Source organism: Paenibacillus farraposensis, from assembly GCF_020736845.1.
Taxonomy (GTDB): domain Bacteria; phylum Bacillota; class Bacilli; order Paenibacillales; family Paenibacillaceae; genus Paenibacillus; species Paenibacillus farraposensis.
This window is the reverse complement of record NZ_JAFFQR010000064.1, coordinates 57,288-81,548: the sequence shown is the minus strand read 5'-3', so window position 1 is coordinate 81,548 and position 24,261 is coordinate 57,288. Positions and strand designations below refer to the sequence as shown.

Below are 24,261 nucleotides of genomic sequence, written 5' to 3'. Positions count from 1 at the left end.
ATGTTGCAACTGGATCAAATACCATTAGAACAAATACACGGCGTGAGTGCTCTCAAAGAAGGAGAGCTTCACGCTTTTGGCATTTCCAACGTACAGGATATGCTGGAATATTATCCGTTCCGGTATGAAGATTATCGTCTGCGCTCGCTGAGCGAAGTGAAGGACGGAGACAGGATTACGGTACAGGCCAAAATTATGGGCATTCCGGTGCTCCAACGATACGGGCGCAAATCAAGACTGACTTGTAAATTGATGGCCGAGGATTGGATGTTTACCGCGACATGGTTTAATCGGCATTTCTTGAAAGACCAGCTGATATCAGGCCGTGAAATTGTGGTAACGGGTAAATGGGACCTTAAACGAATGCAAATGACCGTTTCGGATTCCGAGTTTCCCGATAAAGGAGTAGCCCGTTCAGGGACACTTCAGCCGGTATACTCTATAGGTGGCAAGATTACGCAAAGCTGGATGCGGAAAACCATGAATCAGACACTTCAGCAGTTCGGTGAAATGATTCCTGAAATTTTGCCTGAGCTGCTTGTACGTAAATACAGTATGATGCCTCGTAAAAAAGCCATTACGGGGATACACCAGCCTCAGGACAACCGAGAGGGGCAAGAGGCTCGCAGCCGGATGGTGTATGAGGAGCTTTTTTTATTTCAATTGAAAATGCAAGCTTTCCGGGCGTTAAATCGTGGCCGGGCAGACGGGGTTGTGCACACAGTGGATAACGCTACAGTTCGTGAGTTCGTGAGGTCCCTGCCTTTTGAACTAACGGATGCACAGAAAAAGGTCGAGCTTGAGATTCTGCACGATCTGCGCTCGTCCTATTGTATGAACCGTCTGCTTCAAGGTGATGTCGGGTCCGGTAAAACGGTTGTTGCTGCCATTGCTTTATTTGCCACCGTGCGTTCCGGTTTTCAGGGGGCGCTTATGGTGCCAACTGAAATTTTGGCCGAGCAGCATATGCGGTCACTTCACAAGCTGTTTGAGCCCTTTGGCATTAGTGTGGGGCTACTGACAGGAAGCACGACCGGAAAGAAGCGTAAGGAGCTGCTTGCCTCCTTGCAAATGGGGCTGCTAGACATTGTCGTGGGCACCCATGCCCTTATTCAGGAGGATGTGTATTTCCGCCAGCTCGGGCTTGTCGTAACGGATGAGCAGCACAGATTCGGCGTGAATCAGCGCAGCATATTACGTCGTAAGGGATACAATCCCGATGTGCTGACGATGACGGCAACACCGATCCCGCGTACGCTGGCGATCACAGCTTTTGGTGATATGGATGTGTCCACAATATCAGAGCGGCCCAAGGGGCGCATTCCAATTTCGACGTATTGGGTAAAGCATGATCTGATGGATCGGGTACTCGGTTTTATTTCCCGTGAGGTAGATCAGGGGCGGCAGGCTTATTTGATTTGTCCGTTAATTGAGGAGTCAGATAAGCTGGATGTGCAGAACGCCATTGATTTACATATTCAAATGCAGCAGGCTTTTCCGAATTACCGCGTTGGGTTGCTGCATGGACGAATGACTCCAGCGGAAAAGGAAGAGGTTATGCGTTCTTTTTATGCGAATGAGGTTCAACTGCTCGTTTCAACCACAGTCGTAGAGGTAGGGGTAGACGTGCCGAATGCGACGCTAATGGTCATTATGGATGCGGATCGCTTCGGATTATCCCAGTTGCATCAGCTGCGCGGGCGTGTCGGACGGGGCAGCCATGCCTCGTACTGTATACTGGTTGCTGATCCCAAGTCGGAGGTTGGTCAGGAGCGGATGAAGGTGATGACCGAGACGGACGATGGCTTTGAGGTCGCCAGACGCGATCTGGACTTGAGAGGGCCGGGTGATTTTTTTGGCACCAAGCAGAGTGGGCTGCCCGAGTTTCGGTTAGCAGATATGGTAGCGGATTTTGAGGTGCTGGAAAAGGCTCGTGAGGATGCAACGGATCTGATCAAGGATTCGTCCTTTTGGACATCTCCGCAATATGAAGCACTGCGCGGTTATTTGCAAAAAGAGCAGATTTTCCAAGGCGATCTCATCGACTGATTCCGCAGGAAGTATGAGGTTGTTTTCATCCTTTTAATTTAGATAGGCACAATGGACAGGCCAGCCGTCATATATTTGGGAATGACCGATGATATGGGAGGTGTGGCAACATTGAGCTATCAGCAATATGGAATCAGTCCGCAATTGGTGGAGCGGATTAAACTGAAAATGAAAAACCGTGCGCTTAAGGACCGGGTTAAGCAACAGATCGAAGGTGTGACCAAAGTGGACCTGCAAAATAAGACCAAAGTACGTCATCTTGTGAAGTCCACTTCTGCTATTTTGAACGAGCGGCTAACAGCCGCGCAGGAGGAGCAATTGACAGCCTTTGTACTGGCACAAAAAATTGATCCGTCCAATACGTTCCATCTGATCAAACTGTGGGGAATGTTCCGTTGATGCATGTGACAGGGGATTTGAAAGCATTCCCTTGTGCGGTGTGAAGCACTTAGGGAAAAGGATTGCCTGATGTCAGGCGATCCTTTTTTAAAGGACATACTTTTTCAATCCCGGTTCTGCTTGTATACATAAAGGTGAAAACCGATTGATATCTGTGTAAAATCATATTATATGTATGAAATGTGTGCATAAAGAGGGGGACTTATGAAAAAAGCAAGCACTAATTTGAAGACGGTCAAAAACTACAGAATATGCTTGGCGTGACGTTTGAGGAAACGATGTCCTTTGGAGACGGATTCGGAAATTGCATTGCTTTTTCTAATAAAATGATGTTAATATCATCGTAAATAAAAATTAAATGCTTGTTTTTATCCCCGGGTAAAAACGATAAAAAGCACTGAATTTCACTCTGTTAGGGCCTTTTTAGGAGATGTGAGATTCAGTGCTTTATTGTTTTTTAGGGATAAATACAAATTCATACTTGTTAAAGGAGAAGAATATACGAAGGAAAAGCAAGTGAAAATGAGTTAGACTAGAGCTACTTATTATTTGGCCAATATCCACTCCGCAATATCCTCCAAAACTTCAGCAGACACCTTTTGTGGGATTTTGTACTCTTTTTTGAAGTCCTTGACCCTGCTATAAACCGACTTCATAAACAGGTGATTCAATCCGGGGTAGAGCTTGAAACGGACATTGGGCTTACCGATGCAGATTTGCTGATAGAGTGCGAAATCCTTTTCCTTGGAGACCTGGAAATCCTTGTCTCCCTGTAATATCAGCAGGGGTTTTTCTGTTCTGGTCAGATAATTGGTAACGGGATGTTCGGCCATCTCCTTAAAATACCATGCGTAGGTTTTACCCAAAATCTTTGTCTGTTTTGCTTTTTCCTCATTCATACCGGAGATGGCGTCGAATTTGGCTTTGAGACCCGCGATTTGCCTGTTCGCTATTTTTTGTAGAAATTTGGGCAGTTGACTGAGCACATCATCATTTTGGCTTATCAAAATATCGCTCAAAGTACGCGGCGAGCCTGCACATATGATTATACCTGCGAAATCGCCGCCCTCCGCGTCAATACGCGGCGCGAGCATACCGCCGAGGCTGTGACCTAAAATGTACACCTTGTCGGGGTCAATTCTGCCGTCATTTTTAAGCAGTTTGGCGGCAAGGATGGCGTCCTCTATTGTTTCGCTTTCCACAGTAACATCGCCGGGGTTTTCTTTCAGCATCTGCTTCCCGTAAATCTTTGTGCGCTTGTCATAGCGAAGCACAGCGATTCCTTTGGCAGATAGTGCTTCTGCAATATCGCGGAACGGCTTATTAGCGCCAATACTTTCATCCATATCCGCAGGGCCTGAGCCATGTACCAGTACCACAGCCGGAACCATTGAAGTACAATGATCCGGCAACGACAAAATCCCATTCAAAGGGTATTTCATTCCCCTGCCAATGATTATTTTTTCGTTCATATTCATAACCTCCAACTAGATAAGTAATGGCGCTATTACATGCGGAATGAGCATATGCAACACAATGTCGGTAGAAAAGTGGGCAATCATAGCCGACTCCAGCCCCTTTTTCCAGTAGAGCCAACCATAAATAACGCTAAGAGTAATCCAAACCAAAAGCGTCATCAAAAACAGCCGGAACAATATTTCTTCCGCTGTGCCACCGTAGAAAATCGCAAGCGCGGATTTCCAAACCGGCACCGCCATTTCCGCCTTCATCAGTTCAACGGACATATTCCAGAACAGGAAGCCAATAAAACGACAAGCACACCACCCAAAATGCCCCAAATGACGGATGAGCCGAGTATAGAATTCAAATAGCCCTTTTGCTTTTCGCCACCTGTAATTCCCTTCAGAATCGGTGCACCAAACCCAATGCGCTGGGCCAAAAGCAATCCGAAAAAGCTAGTCAGCGCACTAAACTCCAGTGTTTGTGCAATCTGCGCCAGTATGATGCTCTGCATAGGCGCGTTATCTGGCAGTGGCGCAAGCGCGTACGTGAACGGCAGAACCATTACGCCCGTCACGGCGCACACAGCAATAAGCAGGAAGAACAGCTTCCAATTGATGATTTCTTTATAGTTTATTTCCTTTTATAAACTTTTCCATTTTATGAACGATTCGTTGATATCTAGGGTCATCTCGCAACGAATCGAACGCTGGATTCATTAGTCCATCCCGAATCAAGCTTTCCTTAATTACCTGCTCGTTGCGAGGCGCGGCTACGCCGCAATCATTCAGCCACGGTTCAATCTGGTCAAAGAAGGAATCTCCATGAAGCTCGAAGGGGAAGAATCCTTCTACGCAGGTGTCCACATATTTTCCAAGCAGTTCAATTGCTTTTTCGAGGAAATTGTTCGCGCAATACATATGAGCACCCTGTGCATAAAGCAGGATGACATTGTTTGGGTTTAGCCGCTCCATATTAAAATTTCGTGCGATATCTGTCGCCCTCAGAAAGGCCTCTTCCGCTTTTTCGAGGTTGTCCATATTCGTTTGCAGTACTTTCAGCAGCCCGTGGAAAGTCGCCATCGTATTCTGATACAGGTCAATCTGCAAGGTTTCTTTGGCTTTGCCGAAGTTGCCCATAACCTGATAAGCCTGTGAAATTAACACACCCTCTGGGATCATGGGTCGGATTCCTTCCCCAAGTAAATCCAAAACCCGCTGCGGTTTATTAAGTGTCAGACAGCAAATCGCCTGGTATAAAACGGCTTCTTTGGAAAGTTGAACATCGTCGCTTTCTGCCTGAATCCGCTCACATAGCGTCACGGTTTCGTTCAGGAGCGCCTCTTTTCGTTCCTGCGTTTCCGCCAGCATGAAGTGATTTGTGTACAGCTTGACTATTTGCAAAAGGAGTGGGAAACAGGCGTAATATTTTTTAATGATGGTAGCGCACTCCGCGATTACATCTTCAAAAGGCAGAGTAGCGAAATCGGAGGCCAACCGGGTGTATAGTTTTGTGATGTCCGTCCGTTCCATTTGCGAGGAATAGCCCATCAGTTCGTCTATGCTGATGTTAAAATAGGCGGCAAGCTGTGGGAGAAATGTGATGTCGGGATAGCTTTGCCCCGTTTCCCACTTAGAAACAGACGCTTTGGAAACGCCGATATATGCCGCGAGCGCATCCTGCGTGATTCCTTTTTCCCTGCGTTTGGCCACAATGACCGATGCCAGATTGATTTCTTTCATCAACGTCACCTCCGCTTATTACTATACGGTTTATAAAGTAAACTTCCAAGCGACTCTTGGTTTACTTTTCGAGAAACAATCAACCGCAGGGAAACAATATAGAATAAACCCAGCGTCCTCATCAAGCGCTCGATTATGCAAAGCCTAAGCAAATTTATGCGAAGCATAAATTTGGATTTTGTGGGGGGGTGGGAAAATGATGGGTTCAGATATAAATAGTGTTTTTCCAATGAAAAATATCAGAGCTTTTTTTGAAAAGTTGGGGATTATACCCAGGTGGTGGTGCGATAATCGCAACAAATGCTGTAGTAACCAAAGATGTTCCGTCATATTCCATTCCCGTTTTGAAAAGCTTTAAAGGAACTTCTCAACACATAATAAAAACTGTATTGAACGACTGGGTTCGATATTTTAAAAAACCAAGCCAAGTCTAATACATTATTTTCGTGCTGTGACTGGCTTTTTCCATGAAGGGATTAGATAGTCTAATACCTAATTTTCTAAGATAAGAGCTTTTATTTGGCACCCTTATGCTGTCACCTTTTTTCTCTTCTAAATTTAAGCCCCAACAATTACCTTACCTATAGAATGTATGTTCGGTTTATAATAATACAAGAATTGGAGGGTGCAGTCATGATTAAAACAATTGAGCGGACCATTCTTTTGGCGGATTGCCAGTCCTTTTATGCCAGCGTAGAAAAAGCTTCCCACTCGGAGTATAAAAATAAACCGCTAGCGGTAGCGGGTGATCCTGCACGCAGGTCCGGGATTATTTTGGCCGCATGTCCTATAGCCAAAAGTTTCGGGGTGTCTACAGCAGAACGGCTCGGTGAAGCTCTCAAGAAGTGTCCTGAACTTGTGATTGTCCGTCCCCGTATGAAATATTATATCGATGTCTCCTTGGCAATTACAGATATATACAAGGAATACACTGACCTGGTGGAAGTTTTTAGTATAGATGAACAGTTTTTAGATATTTCTAAAAGTTTAAAAATATTTGGTGGTCCTTTAGATATTGCAAAGGAAATTCAAGAAAAGGTTCTTTTGCAGACCGGAGTCTGGGTTCGGATTGGGATTAGTTCAAACAAAATTCTTGCCAAAATCGCAACCGATATATGGGCCAAAAAGAACAAGAATGGCATCTTTACACTTCTCAAGACAGATGTTGGGCAGTTGCTATGGTCGCAGCCGGTGAATAAAATGTTCGGCGTGGGCTCGCGCATGACGGCCCATTTCGCACGGCTCGGGATGACCACTATAGGGGATATCGCCAGAACACCGCTGCCGGAGCTGAAGCGCAAATTCCGCGCCCATTTCGGCAAGCAATCGGACATTCAGGCTGAAGTAATGTGGAGAACCGCCAACGGCCTGGACGACAGCCCCGTCGCTCCGTATACGTTCAGTACCCCTCAGAAGTCTGTCGGCCATATGATGACCTTGCCTAAAGATTACGTGGAGCCGCACGAGATCGAGACCATTCTGCTGGAGCTCACAGAAGAGGTGTGCCGGGACAGCCGACGCAAAGGATATATGGGGTCTGTCGTGACCGTCGGCTGCATGTGCAGCCCTTATGAGGCGCCGACCGGATTTTCGCGCCAGATGAAGCTGTCCGATCCAACCAACAATACGAATAAAATTTACAAAGCTGCAAAGGAGATCTTCTATAAATTTTGGAACCATATGCCAGTGAGACGCCTGGGCGTGAGCCTGAGCGGCTTGACCAACGCGGAGACGTATCAACTTTCCTTTTTTGAAGATCAGGAGCGAGCACGTTCTTTAGAGAAAGCCACGGATAGCATCAAGGATCGTTATGGCAGCACGGCAATCGTAAGAGCCTCCTCCTTAATGCAGGCCGGTCAGGCTTTGGAAAGATCCTTGAAAATCGGGGGGCATTATAAATAAAAACCGGAAGTGTATTGCTGTCTAGAATCCGATCCTGTAAATGTCAGAAGAAAATAAAGTTCTGGACTGACAATGTTTCATTAAGCTAAACGGGCAGAATAATGGAATATTCAATATTATGTTATAATAAACCAATTTGGAAATAAGGGGCTTTTATGACAATAGGATCACAAAACGATATTGATGGTCTGAAGGAAATTGGCAAAATCGTTGCATTGACGATTAGTGAAATGAAACATCACGCACGTGTAGGAATTACGACAAAGGAACTGGATGATATTGGAGGGCAGTTTTTGAAAAGGCATGGGGCTGTGCCGGCACCTAAGACAACTTACAATTTCCCTGGCAACACATGTATTAGTATTAACCACGACGTTGCCCACGGAATACCGGGAAATCGAATCATTCAACCAGGAGATTTAATAAACATCGATGTTTCTGCAGAATTGGGGGGCTATTATGCGGATGCGGGACATTCTTTTCCGATACCTCCATACGAGCCATCATTAATGCGTTTGTGTCAATACACACACAATACAATGATGAAAGTAATCTCTTCACTTAAGCATGGAGTAAAATTGAACGAAATCGGAAGGATTATTGAAATCGAGGCTAAAAAAGGCGGCTATAATGTAATTAAGAATCTGTGTAGCCACGGTATTGGAAAATCTCTGCACGAGACCCCAAAAGACATTCTACCCGTTTATAACAAGCACGATAAACGGGTATTGAAAGAGGGGTTGGTCATTACAATTGAGCCCTTTTTATCTACAGGTGCAGGGTATGTCGTTGAGCAAACGGACGGATGGACTTTATGTGTACCCGACAATAGCTTTGTGGCACAACATGAGCACACCATTATCATTACAAAGAATCAGCCAATTATCGTGACTGCAGTATAGACCAGTCTGAATGCTGTATTATTGTTGCACCTTATTATGGGGAATCGACCGGTATAAGGTGGCTGATCTTCTGAGAGAGCAGGCGGATGTAAAAAAGTTAGAGGCGGATTGGCATACAAACGCCGACGATATCGCCAAATTTTTAAGTGCAGCGAATCCGAACTGGCAGTTTAAAGCGCTACAGGATATGCTGTATACACACCTTCAATTGATTACGGAAATAGTCCTTGACTGTACAAAGGAGATTGGAAATCGGATATTGCAGCAACCGACAAAAACGAGATCCATATGATTCATTTTTGCGGACACCCTGACTGAAGGCATTGTCGAACAGTTTTCTGGAGAATTTTGGGCAATCGATATAGGCGCTGAAAGCAGACTAGCTTTTTATAATCACCCCAAGGGTGGTTATGGAAAGCTTTTTTTATCGGTTTAATAAACTGTGGTAAAGAGTTTGGGATATTCTGACCCAGACTCCGGTCTGCAAAAAGAACCTTTTCTTGAAATCCCTTTGTAATTTTTTAGTGAATGCCGATATAATCCTGTGTACGCAGACATAGAATGATAAGATCGGAACATTTTTTTACTGCTTCTCCTAGACAGTAGATCTCCTTTCCAGATATGACTCCTATATTTTTCCAAAAAATCTTGAATGTAAACTTGTTTAATAGTATCATATACAGAACAAGTGTTCTTGTTTGGGATGTATTTTTTGAAACGTTATGTTTACGTGAAACCTAACATGGCGTATCATATTATGTTGAACGTAAATAGGTGGAAAATGAATGAACATCGAGGGGAGAAAAACATTTATATGAGCCCAAAACGTCAACCATCATCTAAAAAACGCAGCAGGTGGCGTATTTTCGGCAAAGTTTTGCTGATTAATATCAAGTGGTTCTCGCTGGCAGGCTTGTTTGGAGTGCTATTTGCCGGAGGGATTATATCCGGCTATGTAGCGGCGCTGGTTCATGATGAACCTGTACGATCACGTCAGCTGATATATGAGAAGGTGAATGAGAACGCTCTGACCAGCTTTGTATATTTTAATGATCAGGTAACGCCAGTTGGACGAATGCGCATGGAGGAGGATCGACAGCTCGTTGATCTGAAGGATGTGCCTCAGTCCATCATAGATGCTCTTATTTCAACGGAAGACAGCCAGTTTTATGAGCATCATGGTGTGGATTTAAAGGGGACGGCCCGAGCCGTTAGGCAGAAGCTTCTGAACGAGAACCACCAGACAGGCGGCAGCACACTAACGCAACAGGTAGCCCGCCGGGTGTTCCTCAGTCTGGATAAGACAGACAGCCGTAAGGTGAAGGAAATGCTGCTTGCACTGCGTATGGAGCGTTTCATGAGCAAGGATAAAATATTAACAGCTTACTTAAACAAAATGCCTTTTGGCAACGGCTCGGCTGGCTATAATTTGTACGGGATCAAGTCCGCTTCGCTAGGAATTTTTAATGTAAGTGATTTACATAAGCTTCATGTTGCCCAAGCGGCTTATTTAGCAGGTCTGCCGCAATTGCCATCGGTTTATTCTGCTTTTGATGGTAAAGGAAACTTTGATAAAGAAGGCTTCAACAAAGCAATGGAACGCCAACGTGTTGTGCTGGCAAGGATGCTGGCAACAGGCAAGCTCACGCGAATGGAATATAATGAAGCGCTCCGATTTGATGTGAGGGCCACGCTTGCGCCACATCGTGAAAAAAGCTACAACACATTCCCTTATTTGATGCTGGAGACAGAGCGTGAGGCTGCTCAGTTATTAGCGCTTCAGGAAAACCCGAATCTTACGGCAGCCGAGATTTCTAAGCCCGAGCACGCTGAGCTTCTTCAAAATACACGGGAAGAGCTGCAGCGGTCTGGCTATCGAATTTATACAACGATAAATAAGAAAATTTATAATGATATGCGGCAGATTGCAGCCAATCCGCAAAACTTTTCCCCATACAACAGGGAGAAGGGATTAGAGCAGGTTGCAGCCATCATGATTGATCATAAAACGGGAGCAATACTCGGTATGATCGAGGGCAGGGATTTTAATACCGAGCAAATGAACTATGCAACTCAAATGACACGTCAGCCCGGTTCTGCCATGAAGCCGATTGCTGCTTATTTGCCCGCTTTGGAAAAGGGCTACACTCAGCCTGCTGCTCTTATCGATGATTCGCAAATTATATTGAAAGACGGACGTAAAGGCTATCATATTCCTAAAAATTATAATAGAAGATACGAAGGGCTTATGACAGCCCGTGAAGCACTCAATCGGTCAATCAACATTCCTGCTCTTAGACTGTTTTTATATGAAGTTAAAATTCATAATGCCTGGAATTTTGCTCGTTCTCTTGGAATTACGACGATACAGCCGCAGGATGAGCATGCTCAGACAGGTGTGCTGGGCGGGCTTAGCAAAGGAGTATCCGTCAAGGAACTGACTGCAGCATATGGAACGATTCCCAATATGGGGGTATACAATACACCCCATCTGATCAGTAAAATTACGGATGCCGAGGGCAAGATTGTATATGAATATAAACCGCAGCCAAAGCGGGTATATTCGCAGCAAACCGCATTTTTGATGACAGATATGCTCAGAACTGTGATATCAGATCCGAGGGGGACCGGGAAGCGCCTGCAAAAAGCTTTTAAAAGCTACGGCACTATTGATATCGCGGGTAAAACCGGTACGACGCAAAACTTTGGCGATGTGTGGTTCATGGGCTACACCCCTGACGTTACACTTGGTGTCTGGGCTGGTTACCGTCAGCAGGTAAATACACTTTCGCAAGCAGGGCATACCAGAGCACAGTCGGTGTGGGCACTGGTTATGAATGAGACGGTCAAGGATCAATCCCAGCTTTTCAAGACCAAGCATTTTAAACAGCCACCGGGTGTTGTGAAAGTTACGGTCTCTAGCCTTACAGGTAAACTTCCGGGACGTTATTCCCGCCAATCCGGTCGTCTCGTGACTGACTGGTTTAATCAAAAATATGTGCCGACCGAAGTCGGGAGAGAACAGCTTCCGCGTGCTTCCAGAGCCATCGTGCCAAGCAAACCGGATATAAAGGAAAAAGAGGTTCCAGAGAAAGAAGTACCTGCACCAGACCAAGAGGACACTTCATCAGAGGTAACGATTCCTTCTGGTCCTGATACGGACACAGGGCTGGATATGCCTGATGAGAACAACGATTTGCCATCAGCAGATACTTCACAGCCTGCTATTGAAAATGGGCAGGGGGCTCCTGCTGAACCAGAAAACCAGACGGAGTCTCCGGGCACTACGTCTGATCTACCCCAAAACTGAACAACATGGACAGTCTAGTTTAGAATACCGTTTCCGACAATAGTGACAGTGACCTGTGGATGAATACGGACATTGGGATATTCTTTTTCCCAATTCACTCTTTTCCATACGGCTGGATAGTAGGCAATCAAGTGTCTGCCTATGCCAAAGGCATCACATCCGCTTTGTTGAAGCGTGCGAATAATTTTTTCTGCATCCTGGGTCATGATCTCGGAAAGCTGATTGTTCAGACGCTTTACATTGGCTTTATCTTGAAGATGGTCTTGTGCATATTCAACAATTGTGACAGGTAGTTTCAAACTGAGATTCACATCAATCTGACCATCTCGCTGAACCTTCACTGCACGGTGGCGCTTGACGTTATGATTATTGGTCTACGTAATAAAGTTTTGCGCATCGCCGACAGGTCCAGAATGTATTCTTTCTACAAAACGAGCTGTTTTTTTCCATTTCCCAGTCATCAGGACGTATAATGCCCCTTGCTCAGTGTCCAGGCTTCCGGTGAAGCGTTGCCCGTGAAATAAGGCAATTCCACGGGCAATAACATCTTCTTCTTCTTTGGAAAGATAGGGAAGTGCGAAATCTTGACCCGGATCAAGCATTGGGGGGAGCAATGTTTCCAGCGTCATTTCAGGGAACACACACATCTCCTCGAGGCTCCTGATCTTTTTGGTTATAAATTCACCAATCAAAAGGCTGCCTATGCTTTGTTGTTCCAGGATTTCTCCGGCTGGCCCATCTACAACAGCTACCTTGACATGGGAGGTTGGATAGTCCGGCTCCCGATAAAGCACATCCAGATAGGGGTATAAATCTCTTCGGGCCAGGCTTGCATTGTATAAAATAACTCCGTATTTGAAATAGCGGATATCCCCAGTTACTTTGGCCCGAATTTTGTCTGTACTCTGCCGGCGAGAATTTCCGGTGCCTGAATGAATTTCATTGATGCTTTTGCCCTGATTGTTTTAAGAGTCATCTACAATTTCCAGCGTTTGCTTCAGCATACCTTCAGGAGTGAGATCATAAGCTGTTGCATTTGCTAATCTGGCATCCTTCAAGCTGTCCTGATCCCAGCAGCCCGTTGTAAAAATGAGTAGAGCCAGCATTCCAAGCGCTCTGCTCCTTTTTTTTGAAAATATAAGACAAGATCAACAGCAGAAAAGGGAGCACAATCAGGAAAATATAAGCGGAACTATTTGCTATGGAACCAATGACCTTGAAATCTTCTCTTCGTTGGGGCTAATAAGCAATTATACATGAGGCGAACACAACAAAGGGAACTGCTTTTTTGTGACTTTTTTGCTTGAGTAGGTAGCTTATTCCGTAAGACGCAGCATAATAGTAGGCGCTTATGGCCGAAGATCGAAATGAGCCAAAGCGGCAGAAAATAAAGTCGACCCGATCCATCGTTCCCAGCGGAATAGACCTGAGCAAATAAATGATCGGCTCGGGCATTAAGTCAAGCTGCTGGGGGCTAAATGCAGTTTGACAGATGAATACCGTAAAACAATACAACAAGACCACGGTCGCGTTAGCTGCCAGAATTGTCTTGAGCTTGCCCATACTTTTGCCCTCTATCATTTTGGTAGAATGCAAAAAAGAGACCGGAACAATCAAAGCGGTGGGGCTGCCTTCAACCAAAATCGCTACCCGCCCCTCCATTAGATTAGCAGTTACCCGGTCCGGCCGTTCTGTGCTGAGATGTTGAGGAAACAGGGAGAAAAGATTATCCTCCGTAAACTCTTGAATAAAACAGGGAGGGAGGACCATATCCGAGGAGATCGCTTTAATTCTCGTTTTCACTTCTTCCACCAGCTCGGGATTAGCCAGGTCCTGAACATAGACGATAGCAATTTTAGTTCGCGTTTTAGACCCGACATAAAAATATCGTACAACTAGCGACGGGTTGACAATTTGTTTGCAAATCAGATTGAGATTGATGGATAACTGCTCGATAAATCCGTTGTGTGGCCCGCGAATAACCCCTTCATTTTCCGGTTCATCTGTACTGCGAGAGTATGTTTTTTCGGAGGAAAGGATATAGAATTCTTCCGTACCATCTATCATAGAAATGCAGTATCCCTGAATAAGCGAACCAGCAGCATTGTGGAGGTTCGTATCCTTTTTGGCTGCTCAGGGTGGTGAACATTTGATGAGAGTTTGTATCAAGTCTGTTCATATAAAGCCGTCAGGATGTGTGTCTGAATCATCTGCCGTGCAAAAAAGTGTTTCCTCAATAAAGGAAACATTTTTGCTTAATTCAAACAAAGCTGCGTCATGTCTGGTCAAGAGAGCATCCTCTTCTTGAATGAGATACATATAATGTGTGCCAAATGAATTGGGTTTATCCATGATCTGGTGGATTATCCATTACAAAGGGGTCATCTTGGGTCAGATCAATTCCCAGATAATGTCCCAGTTTCTGTCTGACTTCACTGCGGGCGAATGACGAAAGCATAAAAAACCGCCTTTGATAGCCACGGCATAAATACAAAACCTCTACACCTTCATGATTCCGGATTTCACTGTATATTTTAATCCCTTGCTTTTTCATCTGGGCTTTTGTCTCTGCTAATTGAACAGCTGCGCGCTGCTGTACTTCAGTCAGGCTGCGAACGTACAGATCGGGCATTTTTAAAGGAGAGGCACTCAGAATACGTATGTCCCGCTCTAATACATCCAGCACAAGGGTCAACAGTACACAAGCCTTGATCAACCCTGTATCTTTTTCGGAAGGCCGGGGGGCTTTACACTTGTTGTTCAGCAGCTTTTTGTTTGTCATAAAAAATCTCCTTTACTCGGAGTAAGGATACAGTATATAATCAGTATACAGAACAAATGTTCCCTTTATACCTCATCATAGGTATTTTCCCATCCTAAGCAATCATCAATTATTGGAAACGTGCAGGAGAGCCAATTAGATTGTTTTATACGTTGACTGAAAGCATCATTCGAGCAGGTCATGGTGCAAAGTAATTTTGCTTAGATTATGATGACAGTGAAACAAGGGGTATATTAAGCTAATGGACAAAAAACTACATTCTAAGAGAAAGCGTTACTGAAAGGGGAGAGTTATCACCTGTGGCCAGCCGCTACACTTAGCATAAGGTAGGTAGAGAAAGAGGGTATACATATTGTCACGTTCGTTGTATGCGGTGTTATTGCTATTGAGCCTTATTTGGGGTGGTTCATTTTTATTTATAAAGGTGCTCTTGTTGCATCAAGTAGGACCGTGGACTATTGTATTTCTCCGTTCCAGCTTCGGATTTGTTTTTATTGCCTTATTGATGCTGTTTATGCGCAGGCCATTTCAAATCAAAAGTATTCCGTGGAAATCGGTTATTCCGGTAGCTATGGTCAATATGGTTTTACCATGGACCTTAATCGGTTTTAGCGAGACTAGAATAGCCAGCAGCATGGCTTCGGTATTGAATGCTACAACACCTATTTGGACTATGCTGGTGGGGCTTGTCTTCTTCGGAGCCGTGTTTCATCGGCTGCAGTGGTTGGGAATGTGCCTCGCTTTTATAGGGATTATTATTTTATTGGGGATTAATCCTGTATCCATTATTTCTGTGGATCCTATAGGTTTTGGATGTATGCTGCTTGCAACTCTCTGCTACGGATTTGGAACACAGCTATCCAGACGTATTCTCACTAATCTGTCCATGTACCATGCTACCTTTGCCACACTGTTAGGCGCGGCGGTAGGGGGTGGCATCATGATGGCGATTATGGAGAAGCCTGATTTGTCGATTATCTTGGTTCCTGATGTGTTTGGCTCCCTTATAGGGCTGGGTATTTTGGGATCAGGAGTAGCATATATTTTGTTCAATTATATGATTTTGCGGGGAAGTGCGGAATTTGCTTCTACGGTGACTTATTTTGTACCGGTGAGCGCTATTGTATGGGGCTTTTTGCTTTTGAATGAGTATATCGGCTGGAACGTTCTGGCCGGGCTGGCTCTTATCCTTGGAGGTGTGTTTATGGCCAATCAGCGCAGAATAGTAAAACTAGCCGGATAGTATGGCTGTAAATAGGTAAAACGATGGCGGGAGTTATTTTATACGGCATTCGCCAAACCTTTGGTATAATACGGTAATCCGCACATACAATAAAGCATGCTCGCACATAAAATAAAAAAAATATGGTGCAGCCATAAAAAGCAAGCTGTTTAGTAAGTGGTAGGGTGTGGTATAATGTTTATAGAATTACATGTACCACAGAAATGTCAGAGTTTTATTCTAAAAAGAAAGGATCAGGATACCATGTGTCCCCGAAGGATACTTCCCCAAAGGACGATTTGGAAACGATTTGATCTGTCTTATACTTAGCTTTTCCGCGGAGTAACGTCAAGTTGCGAAAGCCAACTCTGCGGAAGAGGGGATTGTACATGCGAAGGACCAAGTCCTCAAGGCACATTTTACCCGGAAGTTTCCGTAAGAGTGGGCTCATCCACTTCAAACTTACGAGAAACCGAGGGAGCCTGTATGAGGAAAACTTACGAATCTATCGTGAACATTGGAGCACTGAGACAGATTGTTGTCATGCTGCTCGGAACATGCATTTTAGCTTTTACGTACTATCACATTAATGCTCAAAATCATTTGTCAGAAGGCGGATTTGCAGGCTTGGCCCTGCTGGGACATTACGCCTTTGGCATATCTCCGGCGTGGAGTATGCTATTGCTGGATATCCCCGTCATCCTGCTGGCATGGGTGCTGAAGGGCAGAAGATTCATGCTGATGGCATTGATTGGAGCAGTCGGATTTTCCGTGTTTTATGCAGGATTTGAAAAATATTCGACGCTGGTTATAGATCTGCACGGCAATTTGCTAATAGCGGCTTTGCTTTGCGGAGTACTTACTGGTCTGGGAGCCGGAATTGTACTGCGATTCGGTGGAGCAACTGGGGGCGACGACATTTTGTCCCTGCTGATCAGTGAGTGGCGCGGATGGAAAATTGGCAACGTGTTTATCATCAGTGACATCATCGTACTGGGATTATCACTATTATATCTGCCTGTAAAGGAAACAATGTTTACAATACTGGCTGTGTGGCTCGCCGGGAAAATCATTACATGGACGACAACGTTCCAACTGCATCGGCCTGAGAAAAAGGTACTACCTGCGGCTGTTCCAGCCCCAAAGGTAGTCGCTAAAACAGTGCCGGTCGTCCACAGCCTTCGTCAATAAGGAAAGGGTGTTACGTCAGGAGGAGAAATCTTCTTGAGTAACACCCTTTCGCTGTGTCTAAGTCCTTGATCGTCCATAAAGAAATGAAAAAAATGTAAAATGTGTATTGAGAAAAAGCGTATAATGATGTGCATGAATACCAGAAAAGGAGTGGGGCTTTTGCTAGCTTGGGGATTTGTTTTTCTGCTCACCATCATCATACATACGACAGATAGCTTGTCTTACGCTCTTCGGCTTGGAGGCTTGCGGGCGCGCCGTATCGGACTGGCGTTAACCGTAGCTGGCATGCTGCTATTAATTTCGCGTACCTCCAATATGGCGCAGGGGCCTTTGCTGGGAGGAATGGTCGATCAGGCCAAGGCCATGGCAAAAATAGGCGGAGCGGATACCCGCTTGGAGCTGCATATGCATGGAGTATTGCTGGCAGCAACCGTTGGAACGATGCTCGCTATAGGGTTATATCCGACAGTTGTGCGTATGTCAGCCAGATGGGTTGTACATTTGGAGCAAACGGGATCTATTCCGGCTTTGGTGCGTCATATTATGCTGCGCAGTCGCTGGAAGCATGCGCGCTACTACATAAAGCGTCCTACCTGGTCCATGCTTGCCTCACTGTTAAGCGGAGCAAAACCGAAACGCCTTATTGTGCTGAATATGACGGTTACCGCGATTTATACGACGGGAGTGGTCTCTGCCTTGTACGCCTCATACTTGTGGCCCGCTCAAGGCACGGCCATGTCCATGTCGTCAGGTCTAATCAATGGGATGGCAACGGTACTGTTGACCCTGTTAATTGATCCACGTTTGGCTGTTTTGTCGGAAAAAACGCTGCGTGGGGAGCTGCCTTTAAATCGGATGAACAACATGTACGGCTGGATGATCATCTCGCGTTTGGCAGGTACCATGCTTGCACAGCTGCTGCTGGTACCGCTGGCGGTTTGGCTTGGATGTATTATGGGCTGAGGGCATAGTGATGTGCTGTACATCAAAAAAGACTGGCCCGAGGCCATCCGTTTAAAGATGCTTTTGGGCCAGCCTACGATGCTTTTGTGATTTACTTACTTTTCAAACATTGACTTATAGGCTCCATATCCTTCACGTTCCAAGTCCTTAAAAGGAACAAAACGAAGTGCGGCGGAATTGATGCAATAGCGGAGACCCTCTGGACCTGGACCATCGTCAAATACATGCCCCAAATGGGAGTCTGCTTCACGACTGCGGACCTCGGTACGGATCATAAAATGGCTGAGATCGGTTTTTTCTTTGATACTGTAGCTACGCAAAGGACGGGTAAAGCTCGGCCAGCCGCAACCTGCATCATATTTGTCCACTGAGCTGAACAAAGGCTCTCCTGATACGATATCCACGTAAATACCCTTATCCTCATGATCCCAGAACTCATTTTGAAAAGGACGCTCGGTTGCGTTTTTTTGTGTTACTTCGTATTGGAGAGGGGTTAGCCTGTTTTTAAGATCAGACTTATCAATCTTGTCCGACCAATTTTGCTCGATAAAGTCTTCACGTCCTGAGCCTTTGCGGTAACGCTTGTAATGAGCGGGATTTTTTTTATGATAGTCCTGATGATACTCTTCCGCTTCATAAAAAGTGGCCGCAGGCAGAATAGGAGTAACGATGAGCTTGTCGAAACGGCCGCTTCGGGCGAGGGCTTCTTTGGAAGCTTCTGCTTGGATTCGTTGCTCTTCATTATGATAGAAAATAGCCGTCTGGTAGGAAGAGCCTCTATCATGGAATTGTCCCCCCTCATCCGTCGGGTCGATCTGCTGCCAGAAGAGTTCTAACAGTTTTTCATACGGAAAAACTTGTGGATTAAATGTAATCTGTACTGCTTCCACATGTCCCGTTGTTTCAGAGCATACCTCCTCATAGGTTGGGTTTTCTGTATGTCCTCCTGTATAGCCGGATCGAACCTTTAAAATCCCGGGCAATTCCTCAAAAGGGGAAACCATGCACCAGAAGCAGCCGCCTGCAAAAGTTGCTTTTTCCACTGTGTTTGAATGGTCGGTGATCATATTTATCACTCCAATCTGAGTTTGTAATTTAGTTCATATTTAAATAGCTTACAATTAAATTATATATGACATTTTTGCAAAATCAACGAAGTGTCAGGAACTGACCGCTTCAGCAGCTACGTGTGTCCTTAAAAGCGTAGCCCTACATTTCTTACAGGTAGGTACAGGTTCGCTGCACTATGTTTTGTTGGCACGTTGAAGCCTTCTTCGGTAGAATACAAAGCAGCCGCCCACCATCACAGTATACAACAGCAAAATGAGCAAGCCAGTAACCGGATGTTCCGCAATGGTACCACCTGCATAAGCGTATACGCCAATTGCAGGCAGTTTGCCGATTGCCGTCCCAAGCAGAAAGCTCCAAAACGGAAAACCTGCCACTCCAGCGTATACATTTACAGCCGCCTGCGGGATGACCGGAATTAGGCGAGCCAGCAGTACAGCAGCAAACGGCTCCCGCTCCATAACCCGGTTCAAGCGTCCCAACGCAGGAATTCGCTCCAGATATGTCCGTCCTTTGTCACGGAACAGGGTCCGTACCGTACCATAAACGAACAGTGCTGCCACAGTGGTGCCGAGCCAGCAGATCAGAGCGCCTTGCCAGGTACCTGTCGCATAAGCAATGGCAGCAATAATCAGCTTATAAGGAACGAACGGAATTAATGCAAATAAAAATGCGATTAGCAGCAGAGTCGGGAAAGAAGCTTGTTTATTCGCCCAGGCGAGCCATTCATATCTATAGATCAACGCGATGGAGAGCAACGAAACATAAGCCGCGGCGATTAGCCATTTTTTCATTTCATACCTCTTTCAATATCTCTGTTAGGCTCATCGCTTATACAGAAAAAATAGGGTTCACATTCCTCAAAATGTATGCTATACTGCCCCTAATAGCAATAGTTCCCAAAGGGGAGTAGCTCAACGAGTAAAGTCGTCATTACGGGATTATACATCCCCGGCTTTATTGGCAACGTAATGTTGTAAGCGAGACCTTTGCCAGGATTTTCGGAATCCGGGTAAACGGTCTTTTTTTGATGCCAAATTTGGGTCAAGCGCCGTTTTCGGATTTTCGTGAAACGGCGCTTTTTCAGTATAAGCGCTGAACTATGAACAGTATACCAAATTAATGAAAAAAGGTGGGAGAAACGTATGGATTTTTTGTCAATTGAATTTTTTACCGCACTGCTATCCATTATTATCATTGATTTGGTGCTAGCTGGTGATAATGCGATCGTCATTGGCTTGGCAGCTCGCAATGTCGACAAAGTCAATCAAAAGAAGGTCATTATTTGGGGAACGCTTGGCGCAGTTATCATCCGTGTGATTGCTACAGTATTGGTTACGTATTTACTGCAAATTTATGGCTTGCGCTTAATCGGTGGGGTTGCGCTTATCTATATCGCCTACAAGCTGCTGGTTGAAGAAAAGAAGCACGAAATTTCAGCAGCCAATCAAATATGGGTAGCGATCCGTACCATTATGATTGCGGATACGATGATGGGACTGGACAATGTACTTGCTGTCGCAGGAGCGGCCCATGGGGATATGCTGCTTGTAGTTCTCGGTCTGGCGATCTCTGTACCTATTATGGTATGGGGAAGTACGATGATCTTAAAACTGACAGAACGTTATCCGGTCGTCATTACGATTGGAGCCGCTGTATTAGCTTATACGGCTGCGAAAATGGTGGTGGCCGAGCCGCTCATTGCACATTGGTTTGCAAATGGGGTCATAAAATATGGTTTTGAAGCCCTGATTGTGGTGCTGGTTGTAGCCATTGGGCTGCGTGTTAAAAAGATAAAAGCAGAAAAAACAAAAAACCAAGCGGTTCACGCTTAAGCAAGTATTTTAAAACATTGTAATTTAAGCAGAACTTTCATTCTTAGAGACTGTTCCGTTAAGTCCATCTGGACCGGAACGGTCTCTTTTCTTTGCTTGTCAGGAGACTTCCATGTAAACTAGACAACAGATGAAATGGGTGATTAGAGGTGACGATGATATGGACAAGCAAACGAAAACAAGAGTAGCTTTTGCAGGGCTGGGAGGCATTGCCCGTAAAGTATATTTGCCATTACTGGCCACGCACGAAGGCGTAGACATCGTAGGTGTCATGAACCGTTCACAGGAGCCGGTTAGTTCCATTATGGGGCAATGCATCGCATTATGTAGCGGCCAAAGCATGGCTGGAGGAAGTGGGCGGCTTCGGCCAATGTGCTCCGATTAAACACCGGACCGGATATGACCGGAGACCTGCGGAGCAGACGGTTTATGATGATTTGATTCACATGCTCGACCTCCTATTGTGGCTAGGCGTCGATCATTATGAGCAGCTGCACAGTAATCTGGATACGACGAGTGAAGGGTATTTGGAAGCTTCGTTCGGGTCTGTGCGTTTGGGAAATGCCTTCGGCAGTTACAGTATGAACAGACAGGCAGGAGCTGACATCGAGAGGCTGGAACTGCATGGGACAGGTCGTTCTGCTGAAGTCATCAATATGGAACAGGCTGTTTTTATGGAAAAAAGCAAGCTGCCGCTAACGCAAGCCTTCGGAAGTTGGGATACGATTTTGCACAGACGGGGCTTCACCGGAGTTGTGAACCATTTTCTGGAGCATATTGACTGTTAAGAGGAGTGTGCCATAAGTGCTGGAAAGGTCCTGGCAAGCCACATGCTGGCAGATGAATTGATCAATCACCAGAATGACTAGTGCCCAATGAATTGAACGAATAACAGCGATCATGACGAACAGGCAGCGAGAACAGGTTGAAGGAGAAATGAATTATGGTAGAGGATAATCGTGGTAAACAGCTGGAAGATGCCATCATCGAAAATTATAAGCAGGAAGAGGATATGATGATTCTGGTGTTTGCACAATGGTGCATCAATCATGGACTGGAGCCTGAGGAGCTGTATCGTGCAGCCTATCCGCAGCAGGATAGCAATGAGAGTCTACAGCGAGTAAGCAAGCTGACGGTATCGCGCGAAGAAGCGGGCGATATTCCGCTCGATACGGTATTGGGGGTGCTGTCCATGTTTGGAAATGAGGACTTGGCGATGGTGGTATCCGAGGCGGCGGCCTTGCTTCCGCAGAAACGAAAATAAGCAGGCTATTTCATTGCATCTAATTAGGACCTGGTTGATAGGGAGGGTAAACTGACGATGGAAGATATATCGGTGCCAAATACCTGTAAAGGCTGTGAAAGAGATATTGCGATATCGGAAGAGCAAATGACCAGAATTCTGAACAACATGAGACCTAAAATGGAATGTGTGAACGATGAAGTGTACGAGGCCAGGCTGTTGGCCTGCTCACAATGTGAAGATTTATTGGCCGGGCATACATGCGGCATCAGCGGAAGCATTGTACGTGTGCGTGCCTTGGCAGTCACCCAAAGCTGCCCCAGCTGCAGGGGGTCACGTTGGTAAGGAATATCCTGTGATCATACCCCAGTCTGCCTGAATGGCAGACTTTTTGCGTTAATAGAGCCATTTGCTTAAGTTTGACAAATAGCAGACAATAAAATATATTAAACGTGTAAAATGCTTTTGTTTAATTATTAATGTTTGTATTAATTAAATGTTTGCTGGACTTGACGAGTTGCCGAGGCTTTATCTGGTAAAGGGAACGATAGCAAGAGCCATATTTTTATTTTTGAAAGCGCAATCATGTATGTGAAAGATGCTGCAAGCTTAAATAATTTAGGGGAGGGTTTGATGTGAAGGGTTCTATTATTGTAAATACCGATTGGGAAAAAGGTGTGATCAACAAGAATATCTATGGGCAATTTGCCGAGCATCTTGGAAGATGTATTTATGAAGGCTTGTGGGTTGGGCAGGATTCTCCGATTCCGAATACGGACGGAATCCGCAACGATGTGGCGGGGGCACTGCAAAAGCTGAATATTCCTGTGCTTCGTTGGCCTGGGGGCTGCTTTGCTGATGAATATCACTGGAAAGATGGCATTGGACCGAAAGAAAACCGCAAGAGAATGGTAAATACGCACTGGGGCGGTGTGGTTGAAAATAATCACTTTGGTACACATGAGTTTTTCCAATTATGTGAGCTGTTAAATGCGGAGCCTTATATTTGTGGAAATGTAGGCAGTGGTACAGTGCAGGAAATGTCGGAATGGGTAGAGTACATGACCTTTGACGGAGAATCCCCCATGGCTTCATGGCGTCAGGAAAATGGCCGTGAGAAACCGTGGAAGCTCAAATATTTTGGAGTGGGGAACGAGAATTGGGGTTGTGGCGGTAACATGCGCCCAGAGTATTATGCCGATCTGTATCGCCGCTATCAGACCTATGTTCGCAACTATGGCGATAACCGTATTTATCGGATTGCTGGCGGGGCGAATGTGGATGGTTACCGTTGGACCGAAGTGCTGATGCGGGAAGCCGGACATCTTATGGATGGTTTGAGCCTGCACAATTACACGGTTCCGGGCAGTTGGGAAGAGAAACGGCAGGCACTCGGTTTTGATGAAGCAGAATGGTTTGAGACGATGAAAAAATCATTGTATATGGATGAATTGATTACCCGGCATTCGGCCATTATGGATCAATATGATCCTGGCAAACGGGTCGGATTGATCGTTGATGAATGGGGAACCTGGTTCCTTACCGAACCGGGTACGAATCCGGGCTTTCTGTATCAGCAAAATACGATGCGTGATGCGCTTGTAGCCGGGCTTCATCTGCATATTTTCCATAATCACCATGACCGTGTGCAGATGACGAACATTGCCCAAATGGTCAATGTTTTGCAAGCTATGGTTCTGACCGAAGGTCCTGCTATGCTGTTGACACCTACATATCATGTATTTGAAATGTTCAAGGTGCATCAGGATGCACAAGCACTCGCTACTTATGCAGAAGTAGACCGTTATGAATACGATGGCGATTCCATTCCACAGGTCAGCGTGTCCGCTTCCAAGGCGCAGGATGGTTGTATTCATATCAGCTTGTGCAATGTCCATCCAGGCGAGTCGGCAAATGTAAGCCTGGAGCTGAGAGGGCTGGAAGAGATGAAGAAGATCAGCGGCACTGTTCTTGCCAGCGATGAAATGCAGGCACATAATACGTTTGACCAACCGGAGCGTGTAAAAAAGGAAGCTTTTACGTCCTTCCAGCAGCAGGGTCAGCATTTGGATGTTACATTGCCGCCGATGTCGGTAGTGATGCTGAGCATTGCGCCGAAATAATCCAGGCTGTGGTATGTAAGCAGTGCTCACTGTATCATTTGGTTTGGGAAAAAAAGAGAGCGTTCAAGC

General features: G+C 45.5%; 23 protein-coding genes and 3 pseudogenes. 14 read left to right on the top strand and 12 right to left on the bottom strand.

Going from position 1 to position 24,261, the window contains the following annotated elements:
* Both recG and JO375_RS10015 read left to right on the top strand, forming a co-directional pair.
* Nucleotides 1-2,049, top strand: a complete 2,049-nt coding sequence (gene recG, locus JO375_RS10020) for an ATP-dependent DNA helicase RecG (protein ID WP_229524774.1) — start codon at nucleotides 1-3, stop codon at nucleotides 2,047-2,049.
* Nucleotides 2,050-2,160: 111 nt separating this feature from the next.
* Nucleotides 2,161-2,448, top strand: coding sequence for a stage VI sporulation protein F (locus tag JO375_RS10015; RefSeq protein ID WP_229524773.1), 288 nt, complete (start codon nucleotides 2,161-2,163; stop codon nucleotides 2,446-2,448).
* A gap of 545 nt (nucleotides 2,449-2,993) precedes the next feature.
* Here the strand turns inward: JO375_RS10015 and JO375_RS10010 are convergent.
* Genes JO375_RS10010 through JO375_RS09995 form a run of 4 tightly spaced genes read right to left on the bottom strand, consistent with a single transcriptional unit; the run spans nucleotide 2,994 to nucleotide 5,651 of the window.
* Nucleotides 2,994-3,920 (bottom strand): alpha/beta hydrolase family protein, encoded by a 927-nt coding sequence (locus tag JO375_RS10010; protein ID WP_229524330.1) that lies wholly within the window; start codon nucleotides 3,918-3,920, stop codon nucleotides 2,994-2,996.
* Between the two features lie 15 nt (nucleotides 3,921-3,935).
* A complete protein-coding gene (locus JO375_RS10005) occupies nucleotides 3,936-4,193 on the bottom strand; it encodes a hypothetical protein (RefSeq protein WP_229524329.1) in 258 nt (85 codons plus the stop codon).
* Nucleotides 4,178-4,495 carry a hypothetical protein gene (locus tag JO375_RS10000; protein ID WP_229524328.1) on the bottom strand — a complete coding sequence of 106 codons (318 nt, stop codon included), beginning with the start codon at nucleotides 4,493-4,495 and terminating at the stop codon, nucleotides 4,178-4,180. The genes JO375_RS10005 and JO375_RS10000 overlap by 16 nt, the downstream gene beginning before the upstream one ends.
* A 40-nt stretch (nucleotides 4,496-4,535) precedes the next feature.
* A complete protein-coding gene (locus JO375_RS09995) occupies nucleotides 4,536-5,651 on the bottom strand; it encodes a helix-turn-helix transcriptional regulator (RefSeq protein WP_229524327.1) in 1,116 nt (371 codons plus the stop codon).
* A gap of 633 nt (nucleotides 5,652-6,284) precedes the next feature.
* Here JO375_RS09995 and JO375_RS09990 point away from each other — a divergent pair.
* The 4 genes and pseudogenes from JO375_RS09990 to JO375_RS09975 all read left to right on the top strand — a co-directional run bounded on the left by JO375_RS09990 (nucleotide 6,285) and on the right by JO375_RS09975 (nucleotide 11,765).
* Nucleotides 6,285-7,553, top strand: coding sequence for a DNA polymerase IV (locus tag JO375_RS09990; protein ID WP_229524326.1), 1,269 nt, complete (start codon nucleotides 6,285-6,287; stop codon nucleotides 7,551-7,553).
* 155 nt (nucleotides 7,554-7,708) lie between these two features.
* Nucleotides 7,709-8,455: a type I methionyl aminopeptidase gene (map, locus tag JO375_RS09985; RefSeq protein ID WP_229524325.1), complete on the top strand. Its 747-nt coding sequence runs from the start codon at nucleotides 7,709-7,711 to the stop codon at nucleotides 8,453-8,455.
* A gap of 26 nt (nucleotides 8,456-8,481) precedes the next feature.
* A pseudogene (locus tag JO375_RS09980) lies at nucleotides 8,482-8,804 on the top strand (glycosyltransferase); the annotation flags it as partial.
* 465 nt (nucleotides 8,805-9,269) lie between these two features.
* Nucleotides 9,270-11,765 carry a transglycosylase domain-containing protein gene (locus JO375_RS09975; protein WP_229524324.1) on the top strand — a complete coding sequence of 832 codons (2,496 nt, stop codon included), beginning with the start codon at nucleotides 9,270-9,272 and terminating at the stop codon, nucleotides 11,763-11,765.
* A gap of 14 nt (nucleotides 11,766-11,779) precedes the next feature.
* Here the strand turns inward: JO375_RS09975 and JO375_RS09970 are convergent.
* The 6 genes and pseudogenes from JO375_RS09970 to JO375_RS09945 form a co-directional block, all read right to left on the bottom strand.
* Nucleotides 11,780-12,109: pseudogene (locus tag JO375_RS09970) on the bottom strand (Ger(x)C family spore germination C-terminal domain-containing protein); the annotation flags it as partial.
* A 30-nt stretch (nucleotides 12,110-12,139) separates the two neighbouring features.
* Nucleotides 12,140-12,712: a Ger(x)C family spore germination protein gene (locus tag JO375_RS25220; protein ID WP_452470879.1), complete on the bottom strand. Its 573-nt coding sequence runs from the start codon at nucleotides 12,710-12,712 to the stop codon at nucleotides 12,140-12,142.
* An 18-nt stretch (nucleotides 12,713-12,730) separates the two neighbouring features.
* Nucleotides 12,731-12,871, bottom strand: a complete 141-nt coding sequence (locus JO375_RS09960) for a hypothetical protein (protein ID WP_229524321.1) — start codon at nucleotides 12,869-12,871, stop codon at nucleotides 12,731-12,733.
* A 133-nt stretch (nucleotides 12,872-13,004) separates the two neighbouring features.
* Nucleotides 13,005-13,832, bottom strand: a complete 828-nt coding sequence (locus JO375_RS24995) for a GerAB/ArcD/ProY family transporter (RefSeq protein ID WP_377530589.1) — start codon at nucleotides 13,830-13,832, stop codon at nucleotides 13,005-13,007.
* 108 nt (nucleotides 13,833-13,940) lie between these two features.
* Nucleotides 13,941-14,117 (bottom strand): hypothetical protein, encoded by a 177-nt coding sequence (locus JO375_RS24990; RefSeq protein WP_377530592.1) that lies wholly within the window; start codon nucleotides 14,115-14,117, stop codon nucleotides 13,941-13,943.
* Nucleotides 14,110-14,547, bottom strand: coding sequence for a hypothetical protein (locus tag JO375_RS09945; protein WP_229524320.1), 438 nt, complete (start codon nucleotides 14,545-14,547; stop codon nucleotides 14,110-14,112). The genes JO375_RS24990 and JO375_RS09945 overlap by 8 nt, the downstream gene beginning before the upstream one ends.
* 352 nt (nucleotides 14,548-14,899) lie before the next feature.
* Here JO375_RS09945 and JO375_RS09940 point away from each other — a divergent pair, with 352 nt between their 5' ends.
* From JO375_RS09940 to JO375_RS09930, 3 genes are all read left to right on the top strand, one after another.
* Complete coding sequence (locus JO375_RS09940; protein WP_229524319.1) at nucleotides 14,900-15,790, top strand: DMT family transporter; 891 nt, start codon at nucleotides 14,900-14,902, stop codon at nucleotides 15,788-15,790.
* 465 nt (nucleotides 15,791-16,255) lie between these two features.
* Entirely contained in the window at nucleotides 16,256-16,960 is a 705-nt protein-coding gene (locus tag JO375_RS09935; protein WP_229524318.1) for a YitT family protein, read from the top strand.
* Nucleotides 16,961-17,119: 159 nt separating this feature from the next.
* Entirely contained in the window at nucleotides 17,120-17,923 is an 804-nt protein-coding gene (locus JO375_RS09930; protein WP_322098727.1) for a lipid II flippase Amj family protein, read from the top strand.
* 95 nt (nucleotides 17,924-18,018) lie between these two features.
* Here JO375_RS09930 and msrA read toward each other — a convergent pair whose 3' ends face one another.
* Together msrA and JO375_RS09920 are read right to left on the bottom strand one after the other, a co-directional pair.
* Complete coding sequence (msrA, locus tag JO375_RS09925; RefSeq protein WP_229524316.1) at nucleotides 18,019-18,990, bottom strand: peptide-methionine (S)-S-oxide reductase MsrA; 972 nt, start codon at nucleotides 18,988-18,990, stop codon at nucleotides 18,019-18,021.
* A 177-nt stretch (nucleotides 18,991-19,167) separates the two neighbouring features.
* Nucleotides 19,168-19,785 carry a TVP38/TMEM64 family protein gene (locus JO375_RS09920; protein WP_229524315.1) on the bottom strand — a complete coding sequence of 206 codons (618 nt, stop codon included), beginning with the start codon at nucleotides 19,783-19,785 and terminating at the stop codon, nucleotides 19,168-19,170.
* A gap of 351 nt (nucleotides 19,786-20,136) precedes the next feature.
* Here JO375_RS09920 and JO375_RS09915 point away from each other — a divergent pair, with 351 nt between their 5' ends.
* The 5 genes and pseudogenes from JO375_RS09915 to JO375_RS09895 all read left to right on the top strand — a co-directional run bounded on the left by JO375_RS09915 (nucleotide 20,137) and on the right by JO375_RS09895 (nucleotide 24,192).
* On the top strand, nucleotides 20,137-20,826 hold the full coding sequence (locus JO375_RS09915; RefSeq protein WP_229524314.1) for a TerC family protein: 690 nt from the start codon (nucleotides 20,137-20,139) through the stop codon (nucleotides 20,824-20,826).
* Between the two features lie 160 nt (nucleotides 20,827-20,986).
* Nucleotides 20,987-21,695, top strand: a pseudogene (locus JO375_RS09910) (hypothetical protein).
* Between the two features lie 74 nt (nucleotides 21,696-21,769).
* Nucleotides 21,770-22,090 carry a hypothetical protein gene (locus tag JO375_RS09905; RefSeq protein WP_229524313.1) on the top strand — a complete coding sequence of 107 codons (321 nt, stop codon included), beginning with the start codon at nucleotides 21,770-21,772 and terminating at the stop codon, nucleotides 22,088-22,090.
* A 57-nt stretch (nucleotides 22,091-22,147) separates the two neighbouring features.
* Entirely contained in the window at nucleotides 22,148-22,414 is a 267-nt protein-coding gene (locus tag JO375_RS09900; protein WP_229524312.1) for a hypothetical protein, read from the top strand.
* A gap of 290 nt (nucleotides 22,415-22,704) precedes the next feature.
* Entirely contained in the window at nucleotides 22,705-24,192 is a 1,488-nt protein-coding gene (locus JO375_RS09895; RefSeq protein ID WP_229524311.1) for an alpha-N-arabinofuranosidase, read from the top strand.
* Nucleotides 24,193-24,261 lie beyond the last annotated feature (69 nt).